The following is a 19,514-nucleotide window of genomic DNA, read 5'->3' as shown; positions in this document are numbered from 1 at the left end:
TGGAGTTTTATTTTTCAGGAGCTATTTCCTGCTGTCCGCTATATCTTTTACGCCGAACCCCGGCGCAAAAGGATGTCGCTTCCATCAGGGCTAGGGCTCTCGGTTTCATAAGAAGGTTTATTGAACAAAAAGCGATTCCTGAACAACTCTATAACATTTAAAAACACATCCAAAAGCCTTACCTTCAATTCTTTCGTAAGTTAACCATTCTAAAATTCCTTTATTTATAAGTTGATAGAGTTCATATTCAATAAACTCAGCACTATAATTTAGTTTCTGGTATTCAGGATGCGTTCTAATAAGCTCTGTTAGATCCCATTGTGTGAAAGTAATTTCATTTATTGAAATATCGTAGGTATAAATAATTTCATCTTTTTTAGCAGTACAGCCACTTCCGTGAAAATAATATTCAATTCCTTCAATTGATCCTACTCTTTTAAAAAAGGTAATAGAAAATGAACATGGATTTATATCTTGTTTGTATTTTTCTTTTAATAAAGCTTCAAAGCTTCTGATAAATGTAATGTAGTCGGTTAAGATTTTTTCGATCATGATTAAATCAAATATAAATTGATTTTATTTGATTTACAACTAGATTAATCAGGCTTTTAATTTTTTTTAACGACAGAATTGAACCTGAAGAAATGGCTAAAACACTAAGGCAGGTAAATTTTACACTTGCATTAGGCGTTATGAGTGAACACGAAGATCTTCAAAACGAAATCACCAAATTAAGAGATAGTTTTACTGGCTTAATGAATTAGCTGAAACTTTAAATCCTTATTTGGATTTGGAGTAGGATTTAAAAAGCAATACCTCGATTTCAAAATCGAGGTTTTTGCATTATTGTTTTCCAATTAAGGGATTTATTCTATTTCGTAATTGATTTTCTATAACGGGAATTATGGCATCATAATTTGTTAATTCAAGATTTATTACACTAATTCGAAAAGTTTCTTGTTTCATATTTTCTCTTGCTAAAAGTTTCATAGCAAAAGTTGTCTTGTTTAATTCTTTATAAATATGACCATGTAATCTTGATTTAATATTTTTAGACTTTCCTATGTAAAGAGGAATCCATTCTTCTAATTTATTGTGTGCCTTTATTCTTTTCAATTTAAAATTTGGAGTAAATTTTTTGAAATAATTTTCATTTTCCCATCTAAATTTGAAATCATTAACCCATTCTTCAAAAAATGTAAAATTCTGCTTATTTCTAACCTCAATTAGATAAAGCCCCGGATGCATTAAAATATTCCATGGAATATTTTCTAAATTTTCATTTAAATCAAACTGACATATTTGTTCAAAATGAAGTTCATTAGTAAATGCCTTAATTAAATCAAGTTGTTTTGTTATTTCTTTATCGATTGTTGTTATCATTTTTAAATTTTAAATTTCAGATCCTATTACTTTTAGTTTAAGTCCAGCTGTAATATCTAAATGATTCGCAGTTACATATAAAAGTTTTAGAACACTTTCAGAAACATCATTTTTATTTATTCCTGGTTGCACTAAAAAAATTTGAATTTCTAAAGGTTTTTTTCTCATACTATTACACACTTCATCAATTATATCCAAATCTCCTTTCAAAATTCTTGTTTTATTTGCTCGTTTTTTTAAATTTTCTCTTCTATTGAAATGCTCTTTAAAAAACTTATAATCTTTATACTTCCAATTAATAGATTTTTGAACTTGTCCACATATTTGATATAAATTTAAATTTTCTAAATTGTTATTGGGAACAGCTATAGATTGGTTTTTTCCTTTAGTTACAAATTTAATATGATATAAACTTAAATAAACTTTATCTGCTTCATCTCTTAGCAAAACTAAATCTGCCATCTCATTTCTATCATCATCATTAAAAATTACATCCCAATTTTCCTTTTTTAGAGATTCATATAATTTGTATTGTATGGAGTTTTTTACAAAATTATTTTCGTCGAATCCCATTGACTCTTTTGTTAAATCCACCCCTTGCCAATCAAATGGTATAATTTCGTTCTTTGGAAAATCCAAAACTTCTTCATTGTATTTTATATAACGATTGCCATAAAGTATCGAATTTTCTATAAAACCTATTTGAGGAGGATAATCTCCATTGAGATATCCGAGTAGAGCTTTTGGCTCTTGCAATCCTTTTATTATAAGAACATCTAATGTTGAAATTTTTTCTATTTTAAATCCATTTTTATTTATAATTAATTTAAAACTTATTATGTCTTTTGCAGTTAATAAATCAAATAATATATCTCCCGTTTCACTTGGGTTTTTAATTTGTAATTCACAATCCCACAAATTAAATAAGACATCTGAAATTTTCAACATATATTTCTTATCAACTTCCTTATAAAAAAGCGGATTCCAATCAATAAAATAAGGTATTGAATCTGGTCTTGTTTCTATAATTTTGGGTTCAAGTGTGTCTAGGACTTCATTAGGATCTATATTCGGATCAATTAACTTATCACCAACACTTCCACACCAATTTGTAAGTTCTTTTAAATTTCCTCTTAAATATGACCAGATTTTACCTTTAGTCGAAGCTCCAAAAGAAACTTTATCTCCGTTTTCAAATCCAACCCCAAAAATATTATTCTTAAATCCTGCATTTAATTCCGCTTTTGTTATTGCTGACTGCAAATTACTGCCGAAAAAGGATTGAAAACTCTTATCCTTTCCTGGAGTCATTCTCATACCAACGTTAAATAACAATAATCTTTTTACATTGTAAAATACCTTAAACACATCAATTTCTGAAATTTTTGTATATCCTTCAACAAAAACTTTATCAACTAAAAAATTAAAACTTTCTTTTTTAACCGATGAATGAATAAAAAGTAAATTATTTTTTACTTCATAATGTATTACCATTAAATGCCAATCAAAATTTTGAAATTCACTAAAACTTCCCCATTCAACATTAAATTCTTTACCCAATAAAATTACCAAAGTCCTTTCATCTTCATTATATGAAATGAATCTATGTTTGTATTCAGGAAAATCTTCTTTAGTAATTACATTTAATTTTTGAAAAACATCTTTTGAGTTTTTATAAACTAATGTACTAAATGCAGGGTTTATATTTTGAAAAGGAATATCTGATTCTTCTATATTATTGAATCCTGCTAAAAACTCACTAAAATCAATCTGATCTTGAGTTGCAATTTGGCTTAAATCTGGTAAAATAGTGTTCCAATTAGATTCCTTATTATAAAGTAAATCTATTCCCTCTTCTATTCCTTCTTGTCGCAAATTGGCTATAAATGAAGCATTTCCTAATTGAATAGAATTACTAACTCTTGTGAATCTTCCTATAAACTGAAGTGTAATCGGTAAACTTTTTCTTATATCATGTAATGCGGCAATTTTTAATTCAGGCAAGTCAAAACCTTCTCCAAGCATATCAACACAAACAATTATTTTATGTTTTCCTCTTTTTATATTTTCTAAAATGAATTTTCTGTTTAAAACATTCGAATGAATAACAACAGGATTAAACTCAGTATAATTTTCATACAATTTAAATACTTCATCGGCTCTTAAATTGGTTCTACATCTTGCCATAAGAAAATGATCCAATTTATTAACATCTCTATCTTCCTTTAATTTTTCAATGGCTTTTAATGCAATTTCTTTATCTGCAATTTCTCTATCATATTCTCTAACTGGTATGAAATCAATTTTTTGAAAATAACCTTGCTCTTGTGCATCTTTCATAGAAAAATTATAAATAAATTTTCCTGAAAGACGTTCCCCATCGTATCTGAAAGGTGTCGCTGTAAATTGTATTACCTTTCCTTTATCAAAATATCCAATTACTCTATCCCATTGCTTTGCTTTTGCATGGTGCGCTTCGTCAACAAATAGATGTGAACATACACCAGCGATTACTTCCATGTAGTCATTTGGTATATTTGAAATCAGATTCATTGTCGATACTATAACATTAGATTTTTCAAAAAAATCCTTTAAATCTTCTATTTTTTTTATTCCTTTATCTAATATTCCAACTTTTGGATATAATGCCGATTGAGAAACAATACCAAATTTTTTTAAAACGCCTAGTGAAATAAACTTTTCAGAAAGCTGACCACGTAAAGAATCAGAAGGTACAATAACGAGAAGTTTTTCACATCTATTAGCTATTAATACAGAAAGCATAGTTTCTGTCTTTCCAGTTCCAGTTGGTAATACAACAATTCCAGCTTCTTTTGAATTTGTAAAATGCCCTAAAATATTATGTATAGCTCCTAATTGTGGTTTTCGTAATCCTCCCTCATTATTTTTTTTAATTTGAGAATTATCATCACTTTTGTAAACAAAAGTATCTTTCCAAGAATTAAGTATTGTATTTGGCTCAAACTCTATCATATTTGGATGTTTTATCCATTTTTTAATAACAATTTTTTCATTTATAGGAGTACCATCCGATAATAGAATAAAATCACTATTATCAGAATAAATATCCTTATTTCCAGTTATACAATATTTATTATTATCATGATTGAATGTAACATAACTTCTATTTTCTTTTGTTAGAACAACTTCAATTTCTTTTTCAATATCCTTTAAATTAACAATAGAGTTATTATAGATTTTTATTTTTTCTCGCAATTCTGGCAATATTATTTTCATGAGGCTTCTTATCTAATTAGTTAAAATTTTTGTTTAAGATTAAATTATCATCCAAATTTAATTATCTGATTTACTGCTTTTTTACGGAAAACCATATTTAGTCTAAATCCTTTGGAAACAAGTTTAACAATAAATAAAACAAAAGAAGCAAGTATTTATACCTGAATTATTTAAAAAGAAAAACCGCTCAATAAATCTCAAATAAATCAAAATCTATTAAACGGCTTAAAAATATTTTATGAAAAAGGAACTCTTACTCCTTCCCCCAAATCCTAGTATTCAAATCCAGTTCATGAACAATATCATGCATGAATTTCACAATCGAAAGATCGCCTGAAAGTAAATCGGGATCTAAAAGCGAAGAATGAATAGGCGCTTCAAAATAATTTTCGGACAACGGAAAAGCAATATACATTTTAGAATGTATAAACGAAACCGAAATCGTTTCGTCGCATTTGCCGTTTAAGTCCAGAATTCTTTCCATCATGGCAGGCGTTAAAATATATCGCGCTTCGATTTGGTTACTCGAATAGGTTACAAATTTATTGCTGAAATCGATGTTTTCTAATTCTATAACATCAGAGTTTCCAAAACTAAAAACGTTTTTAGAAAACCAGGAACCAAAAGCTTCTCCAAAACCTTTTGGTCGAACAACTGTCGAAACATTGAAATTTTTATTGAAATCGGCCACAAAAACAATTCCTTTAAAAATGGTATGCCATTGTGTACGGGTTCCGTTTTTTGTGCTAGTTTCGGTTTTGTATTCGGCGTGAACTTCGGCAAACCAAAAAGAAGTTTTATCGTTTGTTCCGCTTATTAAATCCTGTGTTTTATAACGATCAGATTCGGTTGTAAAAAGTTCAGAACTTCTAAACTCATATTCAGGAAGTCCGCTTTGTGGCGTTATTGTTAAACTTTCGTTGATATTTTTTAATGCAGATCCTACAACATTGGTTTTATAAGCTATTTTGTATTTCTTAACATCGTCGCCAATTCTAAAATGCATTACGATGCCAGTAATGGCAGAAACGGCAAATCCCAGAAAACCTAAAGTCGGAAATCTAATCAATAAACCAATTATCATAAATAAAATGGCAAGACCAAATAAAATGTAGGTGGTTTTATAGGTTTCAGCAATTTTTTTTCGCTCAACTTCTAATGTATTCAAAGCCCCTTGAAAGGCTGAATTGTGATTAATTTCTGAATCCATTAATTATTGAAAAGTTCTTTTGCACTAATATTTTTACGTTCTTCTTCTGCCGTTGCCAAAACATCAATTTGAGTATATTTCAACATTCCCGCAAAAAGATTTCCCGGGAACATCATAATAGCGTTATTGTAACTCGTAACCGAAGCATTATACGTTCTTCTGGCAGCCGCGATTTGCTCTTCGCTTTCTGTCCAAGTGCTTTGTAAGTTCAAGAAATTGGTATTGGCTTTTAAGTCCGGATAATTTTCAACCGTAACCATTAAACCTTTTACAGCTGTGCTAAGTTCAGTATCTAAACTTGCTTTTTCAGCCTCGGTTAAAGAACCTGAAGTTGCTCTTGAACGAAGCTCTACGATTTTAGTTAAGGTACTTTGTTCATAATTAGTATATTGTTTTACAATCTCAACCAAATTCGGAATCAAATCAAAACGTTTTTTCAGCATTACATCAATAGAAGAAAAAGCATTTGTAACCTGGTTTCTTTTTTCGATAAGGGAATTGTATATGAATACTCCGATTATGATGAAAACAAAAAGGATAATAACTATAATCATGGTTTAATTTTTAATTAGTTTGGAAACAAATATATAAAAACCGAAGTAAGTTTTATTTAGCATTGTGTTTTTATTTAAACACATAGAAACATAGTTCTTGAGTTTTTTATTTTACATCATTTTTTGAACGTAGCCAGTGGTTTTAACCACTGGGACACAGAATAATTCACGGTACGTTTCCAGTGGTTAAAACCACTGGCTATGTTTGTTTAAAAAATCGAAACGACTACCCACAAAGAAAAAACTATGTCTCTATGCGTTTAAAAACAATTACATCCAACGTTTAAAAAATAAATCTCAAAGTTTACTTATATTTATATGTAAAAAATCCCATTTTAGCGTTTCCAAATAAAATGCTTTTTAAAACATCATTTTAATGAATAAAAACATAACCGCACTCCACGATATAGCCCAAAAAGAAACCCGAAAAATACTAGGTTTAATGTCCGGAACTTCGCTCGACGGGCTCGATTTGGCTCTTTGTGAAATTTCTGGCGAAGGCGGAAACACGGTTATAAAAATCGAGCAGTTTGAAACCATTGACTACAATGAAGATATAAAAACCGAAATCAGAAAAGTATTTGCTAAAAAAACAATCGATTTTCAGCATTTGGTTTTACTCAACGAATGGATTGCAGACTTGCATGCCGGAATGATCAACGATTGTCTTTCAAAATGGAAAATTCCCGCAAACGAAGTTGATTTAATCGCATCGCACGGACAAACGGTTCTGCATGCGCCAAAGTTTTTGCATCAGCAGGAAAAATTTCCAAATGCGACATTGCAAATTGGCGACGGCGATCATATTGCGGTTAAAACGGGAATTATAACTTTATCTGATTTTAGACAAAAACACGTTGCAGCGGGCGGCGAAGGCGCACCTTTGGCCGTTTATGGCGATTATTTATTATTCAGCAAAAGAGGCGAAAACCGTATTATGCTCAACATGGGCGGAATTGCGAATTTCACTTATTTACCTGCCTCACAAAACGCCGAGGAAGTTTTTGTAACCGATACCGGAACGGCAAATACTTTAATTGATATTTTGACCAAACATTATTTTCCTGAAAAAAGTTACGATAAAGATGCCGAAATCGCTAAAAGTGGAATTGTAAATCAAGAGCTTTTGAGCGAATTAAAAAGCAATGCTTTCTTCCGGAAAAGCTTTCCTAAAACAATTGGTCAGGAATTGTTCAATCATGAATTTGTGAATTCGGCTTTGGTAAAATTAGGGTTAGAAAACATTTCGGCCCCAGATTTGCTTGCGACTTTAACACGCCTTAGCGCCGAGACAATTGCCGAAGCGGTTTTGTTTGTTGTAAAAAATACTAAAACACCAATCGATGAGTTTACAGTTTATATGTCTGGCGGTGGTGCAAGAAATCCGTTATTGGTAAGCTGGTTACAGGAATTATTACCTTGTAAATTTGAAACCAGCGACGTTCTCGGAATTTTAGGCGATGCAAAAGAAGCTGTTTTGTTTGCCGTTTTGGCCAATGAAACCGTTGCGGGAGGAAATTATAATTTTGGTTCACAAAAAGGAATTCCATCGGTAACAATGGGGAAAATTTCTTTTCCAGATTAAAAATAAAAAGATAGCCACGAATTCACGAATTATTTTTCCTGAAAGTATTAAAAATAATTCGTGAATTCGTGGCGGAAAAAATCAATTATAATCAGTTAAAAAAACTATTTTTGGTTCTTGTTAAAATTAAAGATTAAAATGCATAAAAATCAGCACTTACTATACGCTATCATACTTATATTTTTCTTTGGATTAAAATCGACTTCACAAGAAAAAATAATGCATCCTAAAAATGAGTTTAGAGGTGTTTGGATTGCGACTGTAGTAAATATTGACTGGCCAAAAACGGCGACTGATAATGTTGAAAAAGAAAAAGCTGATTATTTAGAAATTCTCGAAACTTACAAACAGTTAAACTACAACGCTGTGATCGTTCAGATTAGAAGCGTTGGTGATGCTTTTTATCCTTCTGAATTTGCACCTTGGTCAAGATTCCTGACAGGAAAAGAAGGGGTAGCTCCAAATCCGTATTATGATACTTTGGCATGGATGATTGAAGAAGCGCACAACAGAGGTTTTGAATTTCATGCATGGCTGAATCCGTATCGAGCGACTTTTGATTTAAATAAAAATCTTTTAAGCCCAAATCACGACGTTTTTAAACATCCGGAATGGATGATAGAATACGGCGGAAAATATTATTACGATCCTGCCCTGCCTGAAGTTCAGACGCATTTAACCAAAGTGGTAAAAGAAGTTGTTGATAAATATGATATCGATGCGATTCATTTTGATGATTATTTTTATCCGTATGCCGTTCCCGGAAAAGTTTTCAACGACTCGGCTTCGTACAAAAAATACGGTGCCGGTTTAAGTCTTCCTGATTGGCGTCGTGCGAACGTGAGCAACTTTGTGCACACGATTTCAACAACTATAAAAGAAAGCAAACCGTGGGTTCAATTCGGAATCAGTCCGTTTGGAGTTTGGCGAAATAAATCTGTTGACCCAAGAGGTTCAGAAACGCAGTCAACTGCCAATTACGACGATTTATATGCAGACCCTCTTTTATGGATGGATCAAAAATGGATCGATTATATACTTCCGCAATTGTATTGGAGCATGTATAATCCGAGAGCTTCTTATTCTAAATTAGTAAAATGGTGGGCAGAAAACTCTAATAATACGGCTGTTTATATTGGTCACGCTTCTTATAAAATTAGAGCCGACGGCGATAAAAGCTGGAATTATGTCAGCGAAATTCCAACCCAGATTGATTATGCAAGAAGTACTAAAAATGTTTCCGGAAGTGCATATTTCAGTGCAAAATGGTTCATGAATAAAAACCTTGATATTGTTCGTCTTCTGGAAGACAATCAATATAGATATCCTGCGCTTCCTGCCGCGGTTCCTAATTTAAAACGTATCATTATTGATACACCGGTTATTACAGATTTTGCAAAAGACACGATAAAATATTCTTTCAGCATCAAAAATCCGCTTAATACAAAAGTGCGTTATATTGTAATTTATGGCGGCGAGCATATTTCAAAAATAAATACAAACGATGCTGAGAAAATAATTGATAAAGTAAGAGCTGTTGAAAAAGACGGCTTTATATCATTTTCTATTCCTGCAGAAAAAATCGATATGTATAAAGCTTGCGCTGTGACATTTATTGATTATTTTGCGAACGAAAGCACCCCAACTGCTGCCGACTTAAAAAAGAATTTTAAAATCTATTCACCTGCTCAGCCTAATGAAAACAGATAATAAACCCTGGTTCTGGATTCCACTTCTTAATTTTGCGTCTGGATTGCCTTACGCCGTAATTATTTCGGTTTCGGTAATTATGTACAAAAATTTAGGTATTTCAAATGAAGATATTGGCGTTTACACCAGTTTATTATACTTACCCTGGGTTATAAAACCGCTTTGGAGTCCGTTTATTGAATTAACCGGAACCAAAAGGAAATGGTTTTTATCGATGCAATTATTGATTTCTATTGCCTTTTTACTGGTTGGATTTACGATTCCAACCAACGGTTTTTTTATGATGACGCTTGCAATTTTCTGGGTTGCGGCTTTTGCTTCGGCCTCAAATGATATTGCCAGTGATGGTTTTTATTTATTGGTTTTACCAAAAGAACAACAATCCTTTTTCCTCGGAATCAGAAGTACTTTTTACCGCCTTTCAATGTTAGCCGGAAACGGATTAATTGTACTTTTTGCAGGTTATCTGGAGCATAAATATGGTGATAATACCAAAGCATGGTCTTATACTATGATTATTGTTGGCTTGTTAATGACTTTTATAACGCTTTACAATTTCATTTTTACACCAAAAACTGAAATAAATGCTTCCGAAAACAAAGAGGCACATCATCATCAAAACTTCGCCACTATATTTGTGAGTTTTTTTAAGAAAAAACAAATCGGATTAATTTTAGCTTTTATCCTGGTTTTCAGACTAGGAGAATCACAATTACTTAAAATGTTAAGTCCGTTTTTACTGGACAAAAATGAATTAGGCGGAATGGGATTAGATACCGAATCTGTTGGAATAATTTACGGAACGTTAGGTATTTTTGCATTAACAATTGGTGGAATTTTAGGCGGAATGGCCATTTCTAAACATGGTCTTACCAAATGGATGCTTCCAATGTTTTTGGCCATGCATCTGCCTATTCTTGGCTTTATTGGGTTAGCCCATTTTCAGCCTCAGGAACTTTTTCATCTTCATTTAAATTTATATTTTTTTGAAATAAATTCTCCGTTAAATCTTTATACCTGCCTTACTGTTATTCTTGAACAATTTGGTTACGGTTTTGGATTTACAGGCTTTATGATGTATTTAATTCATGTTGCCGAAGGAGAATCAAAAACAGCACATTATGCACTTGCAACCGGTTTTATGGCATTAGGAATGATGCTTCCGGGAATGTTGAGTGGTTTTATACAACAATATTTAGGCTATCAAAACTTTTTTATCTGGGTTTTTATAGCCACAATTCCAGGTCTTATTTTATCACGTTTTTTAATTTTCCCAAAAGATTTTGGGAAAAAATCTGAAGAAGTTTAACCCCAAATCAAACTCTTACTTATGGAAATCAATGAAAATTTGCAGGCCGAACGCAACTTAAAAGGAGCTGAGTTCGAAAAAACCGGAAATCTTGAAAAAGCAATTGAATTATATGAGGAAAATGTCGCAGAAAGCTTTAAAGGAAATCATCCTTACGATAGATTAGCAACAATCTACAAAAACCAAAATGATCTCGACAATGAAATTAGGGTTTTAGAAAAAGCCATTGTGGTTTATGAAGAAATTACAATTGAAGATCGACTGGAAGGGCTTCCAAAACTTTTCCGTTTTAAAAACCGATTAGAAAAAGCAATTGAAACTAAAAAACAACTGGCAAAACAAAAGAAAGCGAAATTGAAATAAAAATACTTTTAAGATTTAAAAATCATGACTTTAAAACGAACAAACTCAGACGATATTGATTTTATAAATCTGGTGGCTTTGTTAGATCAGGATTTAGCGATTAGGGACGGAGAAGATCATGCGTTTTACAATCAGTTTAATAAAACGGATAAAATAAAACATACGATTGTTTATTACGAAAATGACATTCCGGTTGCTTGCGGCGCTTTTCGCGAAAAAGAAAGTGACAAAACCGAAATTAAACGAATGTATGTTCATCCTGACTTTCGCAAAAAAGGAATTGCCTCAAAAGTTTTAGCCGAATTAGAAATCTGGGCCAAAGAAGTTGGTTATACCTATACTATTCTCGAAACGGGAAAAAACCAGCCCGAAGCCATAAATTTGTACCAAAAATTAGGTTACACAATCATTCCGAATTATCCGCCTTATGAAAAGATGGATAATAGTGTCTGCATGAAAAAGACTTTATAATAATGAAAATTACTGCCGAAGCATTACGACAAAGAATAGGACAATTCTTTTTCCCTGCTGTTTTCATCAACGATACCGAAGAAAACATTCAGGAAACGGAACGTTTAATAAAAGAACACAATATTGGCGGACTGACCTTTTTTCACAGTCGTGCGAGCGCTGCAACGAATTATGAAAGCAAGAAAAAAGTTGTTTTTAATGATGACAGTTATCAAAAAATAAAAGAACTTATTGTTCGTTATCAAAAGGCCGCTTCCATTCCACTTTTAATCAGCATTGATGCCGAATGGGGTTTGGCAATGCGCATCGAAAAAACACCCCAATATCCGTATGCAATTACACTTGGCGCCTTGCCTGAAAACAAATCTAATTTGGTTTACGAGGTCGGAAAACAAATTGGTCTAGATTTAAAAGCTGCCGGAATTCAGTATAATTTATCGCCTTTAGCAGATATCAATAACAATCCAAATAATCCGGTTATTGGCTATCGTTCTTTTGGTGAAAACAAAGAAAAAGTCGCTGATTTTGCCGTTGAATATTTGAATGGAATGTCCGAAGTTAGCGTTTTAGGCTGTCTGAAACACTTTCCCGGACACGGAAATACCAATGTCGATTCGCATTTAGGATTACCGGTTTTAAAGGAAACTCTGGAAGAATTATTAGAGAACGAATTATATCCGTTCATTAAAGGAATTGAAAATAATGTCGATTCGATTATGATTGGACATTTGGCCGTTCCCAGTTTAAACGATGGAAAAGATACATCGGCAACATTATCAAAAGCTGTGATTCAGGATCTTTTACGCGACAAATTAGGTTATGATGGCTTGGTGATTTCTGATGCTTTAAATATGCACAGTGTTTCAAAATTATACGAAACCAAAGGTCAGCTGGAATGGGAAGCTTTTAATGCCGGAAATGATATTTTATGCTTCGCCGAAAATGTTCCCGAAGGAATCGAAGCTATCTTTAGGAATGCATCGCCAGATCGTATTTTCAAAAGCCATAGCCGAATCATGAAGGCTAAAGAAAAAGCGGGAATTCTTTCTGGAAATACCGATGCTTCGGGCGAATTAAATTTCGAAAAAGCTTCTGAATTAAATCTGGAAATTGCTCAAAATGCTATTACCACAATTATTGGTAACTTAAATTCAGAATTAACATTTGAGGCTCAGAAAAACAATAAATTAGCCAAACTGAGTTTATATAAAAATACCGAAAATACCTTCTTTAAAACTTTACATTCAAAATTAGAATCTCCTGAATTTGCATTTGAAAATTTAGAAGTCTCGAATATTTCATCTATCAAAAAAGAATTAGAAAATTTCGAAACTATTCTGATTTCATTGTTTGTTCCAAAAGCAAAACCTGCAAATAATTTCGAAATTAACGATGAAGTTTTAGAGCTGCTTTCTGATTTACTTCAAACCAAAAAATGCATTGTTTACGTTTTCGGAAATCCTTACGTTTTACCAATAATTCCGAATCTAAAAAAGGCATCAGGATTAGTTCAGGCGTATCAGGATTTTGAAGAATTTCAAAAAACAGCAGCAATTCAATTTTTAGATAAAATTTCTTCAACCGGAATTCTTCCAGTAAATATTGATATCCAATAAGTTAAAAAGTTAAATAGTCAAAATTTATCAACTTATAAATTTTTATAATCACATCTTATTGTAAGAATCTGTACTTATACCCTATTTTTGCACCAGAAATAAATTTTTAACGTTAAAACGAAAAATATGTCTTTAGTAGGAAAAAAATTCCCAAGTATTGCAGTAGATGCTATCTCAGAAATGGGTGATAATTTAAAAATCAACATTTTTGAAGAAGCAGTAAACAACAACAAAAAAGTATTATTGTTTTGGTACCCAAAAGATTTCACTTTTGTTTGCCCAACTGAATTACACGCCTTTCAAGCTGCATTACCAGAATTTGAAAAAAGAAATACTATCGTAATTGGTGCTTCTTGTGACACAAACGAAGTTCACTTTGCCTGGTTAAATACTCCAAAAAACAATGGTGGAATCGAAGGTGTTACTTACCCAATCTTAGCTGATACAAACCGTAATTTAGCTAACATTTTAGGTATTCTTGATATCGAATCTACAAGCTACAGCGAAGATACTGATTCAGTAATTGTTGAAGGTTCAAACGTAACTTACAGAGCTACTTACCTTATTGACGAAACTGGAAAAATCTTCCACGAAAGTGTAAACGATATGCCATTAGGACGTAACGTAAATGAATACCTAAGAATGGTTGACGCTTACACTCACATCCAGACTAAAGGTGAAGTTTGCCCTGCAAACTGGGAAGCTGGAAAAGAAGCTATGTCTGCAGACAGAGTTAGTACTGCTGAATACTTAAGCGCAAACTAATTTTTTAATTAGTTTCTAAGATACTAAGATGCTAAGGTTCTGAGATTTATTCTTAGGCCTTGGTAACTTAGAAATCTTTTATCTTCAAAAAAATCTCAAAAAAATTATAGTGCAAAGAAAGTAAAGGTTCAACAAAAAAAACTTAGAACCTTAAAATCTTAGCACCTTAGAATCTCAAAAAATAAAAACTATGTTAATCGACTTAAACGAAGATACATTAGCAGATTTAGTTGCTAAAAACGAAAAAGTAGTAGTACAATATTCAGCTTCATGGTGTGGAAACTGCCGTATTATGAAACCAAAATTCAAAAAATTAGCAACAGAAAATGAAGCTATCACTTTTGTTTTGGTTGATGCAGAAAATTCTCCTGAATCAAGAAAATTAGCTAATGTGAGCAACCTGCCTACATTTGCAACTTTCGTAAACGGACAATTAGTTGGCGAAACGCAAACCAACAAACAAGAAGTTTTAATCGACTTGGTAAACGCAATTGCTTAAATTAGATTAGTTAGACTGGCTTAGATTTTTAGACTTCTTAGAAGTTGTCTACAAACTTTAAAAAAGTCTAAGGAGTCTAAGAATGTCTAAAAATCTAAGAAATCTAAACATGAAATTACCAGTAATAAAGCAGTTAACGCAATTCATCGAAGAAAACGATCAGGATTATATCATTGAAACGATCGAAGTTCTCGAAGCTATGACCGAAATTCCTTCTCTTAAAGACGAAGAATTAGATGTAATTGGCGAATTGATTTCGAATATGTACGGTGCTCTTGAAGTACACAAAATGGTTTCTCAGGGAACCGATAAAAAAGAAGCTTTAAACGCGTTTATGAAACGTGTTTTAGGTTCAATCGATAAATAGATCGGGCTCTTTTTCAAATAAAAAAACAAAAAAACATGACTGAGAAAGCGTTTCTGAATAAGAGACGCTTTTTTTGTTTATAATTTAAACAAACGCAAAATCATTGCGAGAAACGAAGCAACCTCACTATCAAAAGCAAATTGGATAAACATAAAAATCTCTAATCTGGATGAGATTGCTTCGTTCCTCGCAATGACATATTAAATCCGTTTAATCTGCGTCATCTGTGTGCCATATACACGCAAACCAACATGAATACAGGCCATCAAAACCTCTCTCTTAATCTCACCTTAAACCCTTAACAAATACTTTTAGATTCAAATATTAATCCTTACTTTTGAGCCTCATTAATTTAAACAAAAATCATGGCTTCAATCACATTAGGAGGAAATCCAGTTCATACATCAGGCGAATTACCAGCAGTTGGTTCAAAATTAGCTGACTTCAAATTAGTACAAAACGATTTATCAGTCGCTTCTTTAAGTAATTTCGCTGGCAAAAAATTAGTTTTAAACATCTTTCCAAGTGTTGATACTGGAACTTGCGCAGCATCTGTTAGAAAATTCAACCAAAGTGCAAGCGGATTAGAAAATACTACTGTTTTATGTATTTCAAGAGATTTACCTTTCGCTCAAAAGCGTTTTTGTGGTGCAGAAGGTTTAGAAAATGTAGTAAACTTATCTGATTTTCAAACAGGAAGTTTTGGTAAAGCAAATGGTTTAGAAATCACTGACGGACCTTTAGCAGGTTTACACTCAAGAGTTATCATTGTTGTGGATGCAAACGGAACAATTACTCATACAGAACAAGTTGCAGAAATTGCAAACGAACCAAATTACGAAGCAGCTTTAGCCGCACTATAATATTTTCCACTAAATGGAGTTTCAAAAAGATAATACTTTTGTTACGGGTCGCTTAAAGAGTGTAACTTACGCTTTTAAAGGTGCCGTAAAATTAATAAGAACAGAACACAGCGTTATGGTTCAATTCACATTGGGAATTGTTATGACCATTGCGGGGTTCTATTTTCATATTTCTCAAACCGAATGGCTATGTCAAACCTTAGCCATTGGTTTGGTTTTAAGCATTGAAGGATTAAACACGGCCGTTGAAAAAATTGCCGATTTTATCCATCCCGATTACAGCAGACGAATTGGGTTTATTAAAGATATTGCTGCTGGAGCGGTATTTTTTGCCGCCATGACAGCAATAGCGATTGGTTTGATAATTTATATTCCAAAATTTATATAGGCGGAACGCAAGAATGGCAAAAACAAAAAAAGAAACTGTAGACAAAAAAACCGAATCAAAAGTCGCCAGCATTAGATCCTGGACATTATCCAAACAACAAAAATTTGTTTTGGGCTGCCTTTTGGTACTCTTTTCTATTGCATTATTAGTTGCATTTATTTCTTTTTATGTCAACGGACAATGGCAGACAGACCAAAGTGCCGTTACTCAAATTGGGGATCGTGACGAAGTGGTGCAAAACTGGCTCGGAAAATTCGGGGCTTTTCTTGCAGACTTAATTGTATATCGAGGTTTCGGTCTTGCCTCTTTTATAATCGTTCGTTTATTCTTTTTAACCGGATTATTTCTGGCATTAGAACTTTCGACCAAAAAATTAAAAAACACTTGGTTCTGGGATTTATTTGCCATTATCGTAGTTTCCATTTTATTTGGCTTTTTTGCTACTTCGGCACCAGAATTAGGAGGAACAATTGGCTATGAGCTCAATCTTTTCCTTCAGGATTATATCGGGAAAACGGGAACTTTATTGACCTTACTTTTTGGGCTGATTGTTTATTTGATTTTCAAAATAAAAGTATCTCCGGAAAAAATTCAGTCTTATTTTGATTCGACTAAAAACGAATTGAAATCTGAATTAAATTCGATCAAAAAACCTCAACAAGATCAAGAACCTGAAAGCGCTTATAATTTAGAAGAATTTGCAATTGAAGAAGATCCTGAACTGGACAATATTCATTTAAAAACAGATGATACTCAATTTGAAATCAACAAAGAAGCTTTAAAACCAACTATCAATCATTCATCAGAAATTGATTTGAATCCGGTTTTAAAACCTGTGCAGATGAATGTAAATCCAGTAACAGAAACTGCTCCACATACGGAAGAATTTGTTATTGAAAAAGCCGAGGAAGAAGATATTATTGAAGAAAACCTTGCTTCTCGCCTTGTTGCAGATTTTGGATTATTTGACCCGACTTTGGATTTATCCAATTATAAATTCCCAACTATCGATTTATTAAAAGAATATTCGACAGGAGGAATTACCATTAATCAGGAAGAATTAGAAGAAAATAAAAATAAAATTGTAGATACTCTTCGTAACTATAAAATTGAAATTGCACAGATTAAGGCAACCGTTGGTCCATCGGTAACTTTATACGAAATTGTACCGGAAGCCGGAATCAGAATCTCTAAAATTAAAAGCTTAGAAGACGATATTGCATTGTCATTATCAGCTTTAGGAATTCGTATTATTGCGCCAATCCCCGGAAAAGGAACAATTGGTATTGAGGTTCCAAACAAGAACCCTACTATGGTTTCCATGAAAAGCGTTATTGGTTCGGCTAAATTTCAGGAAGCCGAAATGGAACTGCCAATTGCTTTAGGAAAAACAATTTCGAACGAAACTTTTGTGGTTGATCTTGCCAAAATGCCTCACTTATTGATGGCAGGTGCAACAGGACAAGGAAAATCGGTTGGATTAAATGCGGTTTTAACTTCGCTTTTATACAAAAAACATCCGGCAGAAGTAAAATTTGTTTTAGTCGATCCGAAAAAAGTAGAGCTTACACTTTTCAATAAAATAGAAAGACATTATTTAGCGAAACTTCCAGATACGGAAGATGCTATTATTACAGATAACGCAAAAGTGGTCAATACTTTGAATTCGCTTTGTACTGAAATGGATAACCGTTATTCTTTATTAAAGGATGCAATGGTTCGTAATATCAAAGAGTACAATGAAAAATTCAAAGCAAGAAAATTAAATCCGGAAGCCGGACACCGATTTTTACCTTACATTGTTTTGGTTGTCGATGAGTTCGCCGATTTGATTATGACGGCTGGAAAAGAAGTCGAAGTTCCGATCGCTCGTTTGGCACAGCTGGCGCGTGCTATTGGTATTCACTTAATTATTGCTACACAAAGACCATCTGTAAACGTTATTACAGGTTTAATTAAAGCCAACTTCCCTGCTAGAATTGCGTTTAGGGTAACTTCAAAAATTGATTCGAGAACGATTTTAGATACTCAGGGAGCTGATCAGTTAATTGGACGTGGAGATTTATTGTATACCAACGGAAATGACGTAACGCGTGTACAATGTGCATTTATAGACACGCCGGAGGTCGAAAAAATTACGGATTTTATTGGTTCACAAAAGGCATATGCCACAGCATATTTGCTTCCGGAGTTTGTTGGAGAAGAAAGTGGCATCAATCTTGATATGGATATTTCCGAAAGAGATACCTTATTTAGAGAAGCTGCAGAGATTATTGTTAATGCACAGCAAGGTTCTGCTTCATTACTGCAAAGAAAATTAAAATTAGGTTACAACAGAGCCGGTCGTTTGATCGATCAGCTGGAAGCAGCAGGAATTGTTGGACCGTTTGAAGGCAGTAAAGCAAGAAGTGTGAACATTTTAGATTTAAGTGCTCTTGATCAATTCTTTAATAATGAACAAAATTAATCCAATCATGAGAACAAACATTCAGGAAATCAAAAACAATTCTATCACTAACATGACTAAAAAGTGTTTTCAAATGGCAGTTATTTTGCTTTTGAGCTTCACTTCTATTCAAGCTCAGGATAAAAAAGCCAAAGATTTATTGAACGAAGTGACTACTAAAATAAAAAGCTACGATAATATTGTTATTGATTTTAAATACTCTCTAAATAATGCAAAAGAGAACATTAACCAAGACAGTAAAGGAAATGTAACCATGAAAGGAAATCAATATGTATTGAATTTTATGGGCGTTACTAAAATTTTCGACGGACAAAAAACGTATACAATTGTTCCTGAAGACGAAGAGGTTACAGTTTCTAAAGTAAACGAAAAGGACGACAATGCTATTACGCCTTCAAAAATGCTGACTTTCTTTAATTCTGGTTATAAATACAATATGGATATTGTACAAAATGTAAAAGGAAGAAAGATTCAATACATTAAGTTAGTACCAACTACTGGAAAAGATCAAAGAAAAGAAATTCTTTTAGGCATTGATGTTCAGACAAAACACATCTATAATTTGATTGAAACAGGAAAAAACGGAACAAAAACAACTTTAACCGTTAATTCTTTTAAAACCAACCAGCCATTATCAAAAAATCAATTTACCTTTGTAGCGAGTAAATACCCGAAATACTACATCAATAAATTAGATTAATCAGAA

Annotated in this window: 18 protein-coding genes; 13 read left to right on the top strand and 5 right to left on the bottom strand. The window is 32.7% G+C overall.

Translation table 11 applies throughout. The features are described 5' to 3' along the window. Positions 1-117 precede the first annotated feature (117 nt). The 5 genes from ASD98_RS09990 to ASD98_RS09965 all read right to left on the bottom strand — a co-directional run bounded on the left by ASD98_RS09990 (position 118) and on the right by ASD98_RS09965 (position 6,405). Positions 118-552, bottom strand: coding sequence for a hypothetical protein (locus ASD98_RS09990; protein ID WP_056203735.1), 435 nt, complete (start codon positions 550-552; stop codon positions 118-120). A 291-nt stretch (positions 553-843) separates the two neighbouring features. Beyond that, entirely contained in the window at positions 844-1,383 is a 540-nt protein-coding gene (locus tag ASD98_RS09980) for a hypothetical protein (protein ID WP_056203732.1), read from the bottom strand. Positions 1,384-1,392: 9 nt separating this feature from the next. Next, entirely contained in the window at positions 1,393-4,641 is a 3,249-nt protein-coding gene (locus ASD98_RS09975; protein WP_056203729.1) for a DEAD/DEAH box helicase, read from the bottom strand. A gap of 253 nt (positions 4,642-4,894) precedes the next feature. Next, on the bottom strand, positions 4,895-5,851 hold the full coding sequence (locus tag ASD98_RS09970) for a DUF3137 domain-containing protein (protein ID WP_056203726.1): 957 nt from the start codon (positions 5,849-5,851) through the stop codon (positions 4,895-4,897). Continuing rightward, entirely contained in the window at positions 5,851-6,405 is a 555-nt protein-coding gene (locus ASD98_RS09965) for a LemA family protein (RefSeq protein ID WP_056203723.1), read from the bottom strand. Before ASD98_RS09965 ends, ASD98_RS09970 begins: the two co-directional genes overlap by 1 nt. Positions 6,406-6,781: 376 nt before the next feature. Here ASD98_RS09965 and ASD98_RS09960 point away from each other — a divergent pair, with 376 nt between their 5' ends. From ASD98_RS09960 to ASD98_RS09900, 13 genes are all read left to right on the top strand, one after another. Next, the gene (locus ASD98_RS09960) at positions 6,782-7,990 is read left to right on the top strand and encodes an anhydro-N-acetylmuramic acid kinase (RefSeq protein ID WP_056203720.1); all 1,209 of its coding nucleotides are present in this window, start codon (positions 6,782-6,784) and stop codon (positions 7,988-7,990) included. A gap of 138 nt (positions 7,991-8,128) precedes the next feature. Then, positions 8,129-9,700: a glycoside hydrolase family 10 protein gene (locus ASD98_RS09955; RefSeq protein ID WP_056203717.1), complete on the top strand. Its 1,572-nt coding sequence runs from the start codon at positions 8,129-8,131 to the stop codon at positions 9,698-9,700. Continuing rightward, positions 9,687-11,009 carry an MFS transporter gene (locus ASD98_RS09950; protein ID WP_056203713.1) on the top strand — a complete coding sequence of 441 codons (1,323 nt, stop codon included), beginning with the start codon at positions 9,687-9,689 and terminating at the stop codon, positions 11,007-11,009. The genes ASD98_RS09955 and ASD98_RS09950 overlap by 14 nt, the downstream gene beginning before the upstream one ends. Positions 11,010-11,030: 21 nt before the next feature. Further along, positions 11,031-11,372: a hypothetical protein gene (locus tag ASD98_RS09945; protein ID WP_056203709.1), complete on the top strand. Its 342-nt coding sequence runs from the start codon at positions 11,031-11,033 to the stop codon at positions 11,370-11,372. Between the two features lie 24 nt (positions 11,373-11,396). Continuing rightward, positions 11,397-11,843: a GNAT family N-acetyltransferase gene (locus ASD98_RS09940; protein ID WP_056203704.1), complete on the top strand. Its 447-nt coding sequence runs from the start codon at positions 11,397-11,399 to the stop codon at positions 11,841-11,843. 2 nt (positions 11,844-11,845) lie between these two features. Next, a complete protein-coding gene (locus ASD98_RS09935; RefSeq protein WP_056203702.1) occupies positions 11,846-13,459 on the top strand; it encodes a glycoside hydrolase family 3 protein in 1,614 nt (537 codons plus the stop codon). Between the two features lie 126 nt (positions 13,460-13,585). Further along, a complete protein-coding gene (locus tag ASD98_RS09930; RefSeq protein WP_031453682.1) occupies positions 13,586-14,224 on the top strand; it encodes a peroxiredoxin in 639 nt (212 codons plus the stop codon). Between the two features lie 190 nt (positions 14,225-14,414). Further along, positions 14,415-14,723 carry a co-chaperone YbbN gene (locus ASD98_RS09925; protein ID WP_007805605.1) on the top strand — a complete coding sequence of 103 codons (309 nt, stop codon included), beginning with the start codon at positions 14,415-14,417 and terminating at the stop codon, positions 14,721-14,723. A gap of 109 nt (positions 14,724-14,832) precedes the next feature. Further along, positions 14,833-15,090 carry a hypothetical protein gene (locus ASD98_RS09920; protein ID WP_042566605.1) on the top strand — a complete coding sequence of 86 codons (258 nt, stop codon included), beginning with the start codon at positions 14,833-14,835 and terminating at the stop codon, positions 15,088-15,090. A gap of 365 nt (positions 15,091-15,455) precedes the next feature. After that, the gene (gene tpx, locus ASD98_RS09915; RefSeq protein WP_056203700.1) at positions 15,456-15,953 is read left to right on the top strand and encodes a thiol peroxidase; all 498 of its coding nucleotides are present in this window, start codon (positions 15,456-15,458) and stop codon (positions 15,951-15,953) included. A gap of 13 nt (positions 15,954-15,966) precedes the next feature. Then, the gene (locus ASD98_RS09910; protein WP_056203696.1) at positions 15,967-16,341 is read left to right on the top strand and encodes a diacylglycerol kinase; all 375 of its coding nucleotides are present in this window, start codon (positions 15,967-15,969) and stop codon (positions 16,339-16,341) included. 13 nt (positions 16,342-16,354) lie between these two features. Next, positions 16,355-18,808 (top strand): DNA translocase FtsK, encoded by a 2,454-nt coding sequence (locus tag ASD98_RS09905; protein WP_056203692.1) that lies wholly within the window; start codon positions 16,355-16,357, stop codon positions 18,806-18,808. A gap of 7 nt (positions 18,809-18,815) precedes the next feature. Beyond that, complete coding sequence (locus ASD98_RS09900) at positions 18,816-19,508, top strand: outer membrane lipoprotein carrier protein LolA (RefSeq protein WP_082577837.1); 693 nt, start codon at positions 18,816-18,818, stop codon at positions 19,506-19,508. Positions 19,509-19,514 lie beyond the last annotated feature (6 nt).

The organism is Flavobacterium sp. Root186, from assembly GCF_001428525.1.
GTDB lineage: Bacteria > Bacteroidota > Bacteroidia > Flavobacteriales > Flavobacteriaceae > Flavobacterium.
Note: the sequence above shows the minus strand (reverse complement) of the source record. Positions and strands in the feature narration are given on the sequence as shown.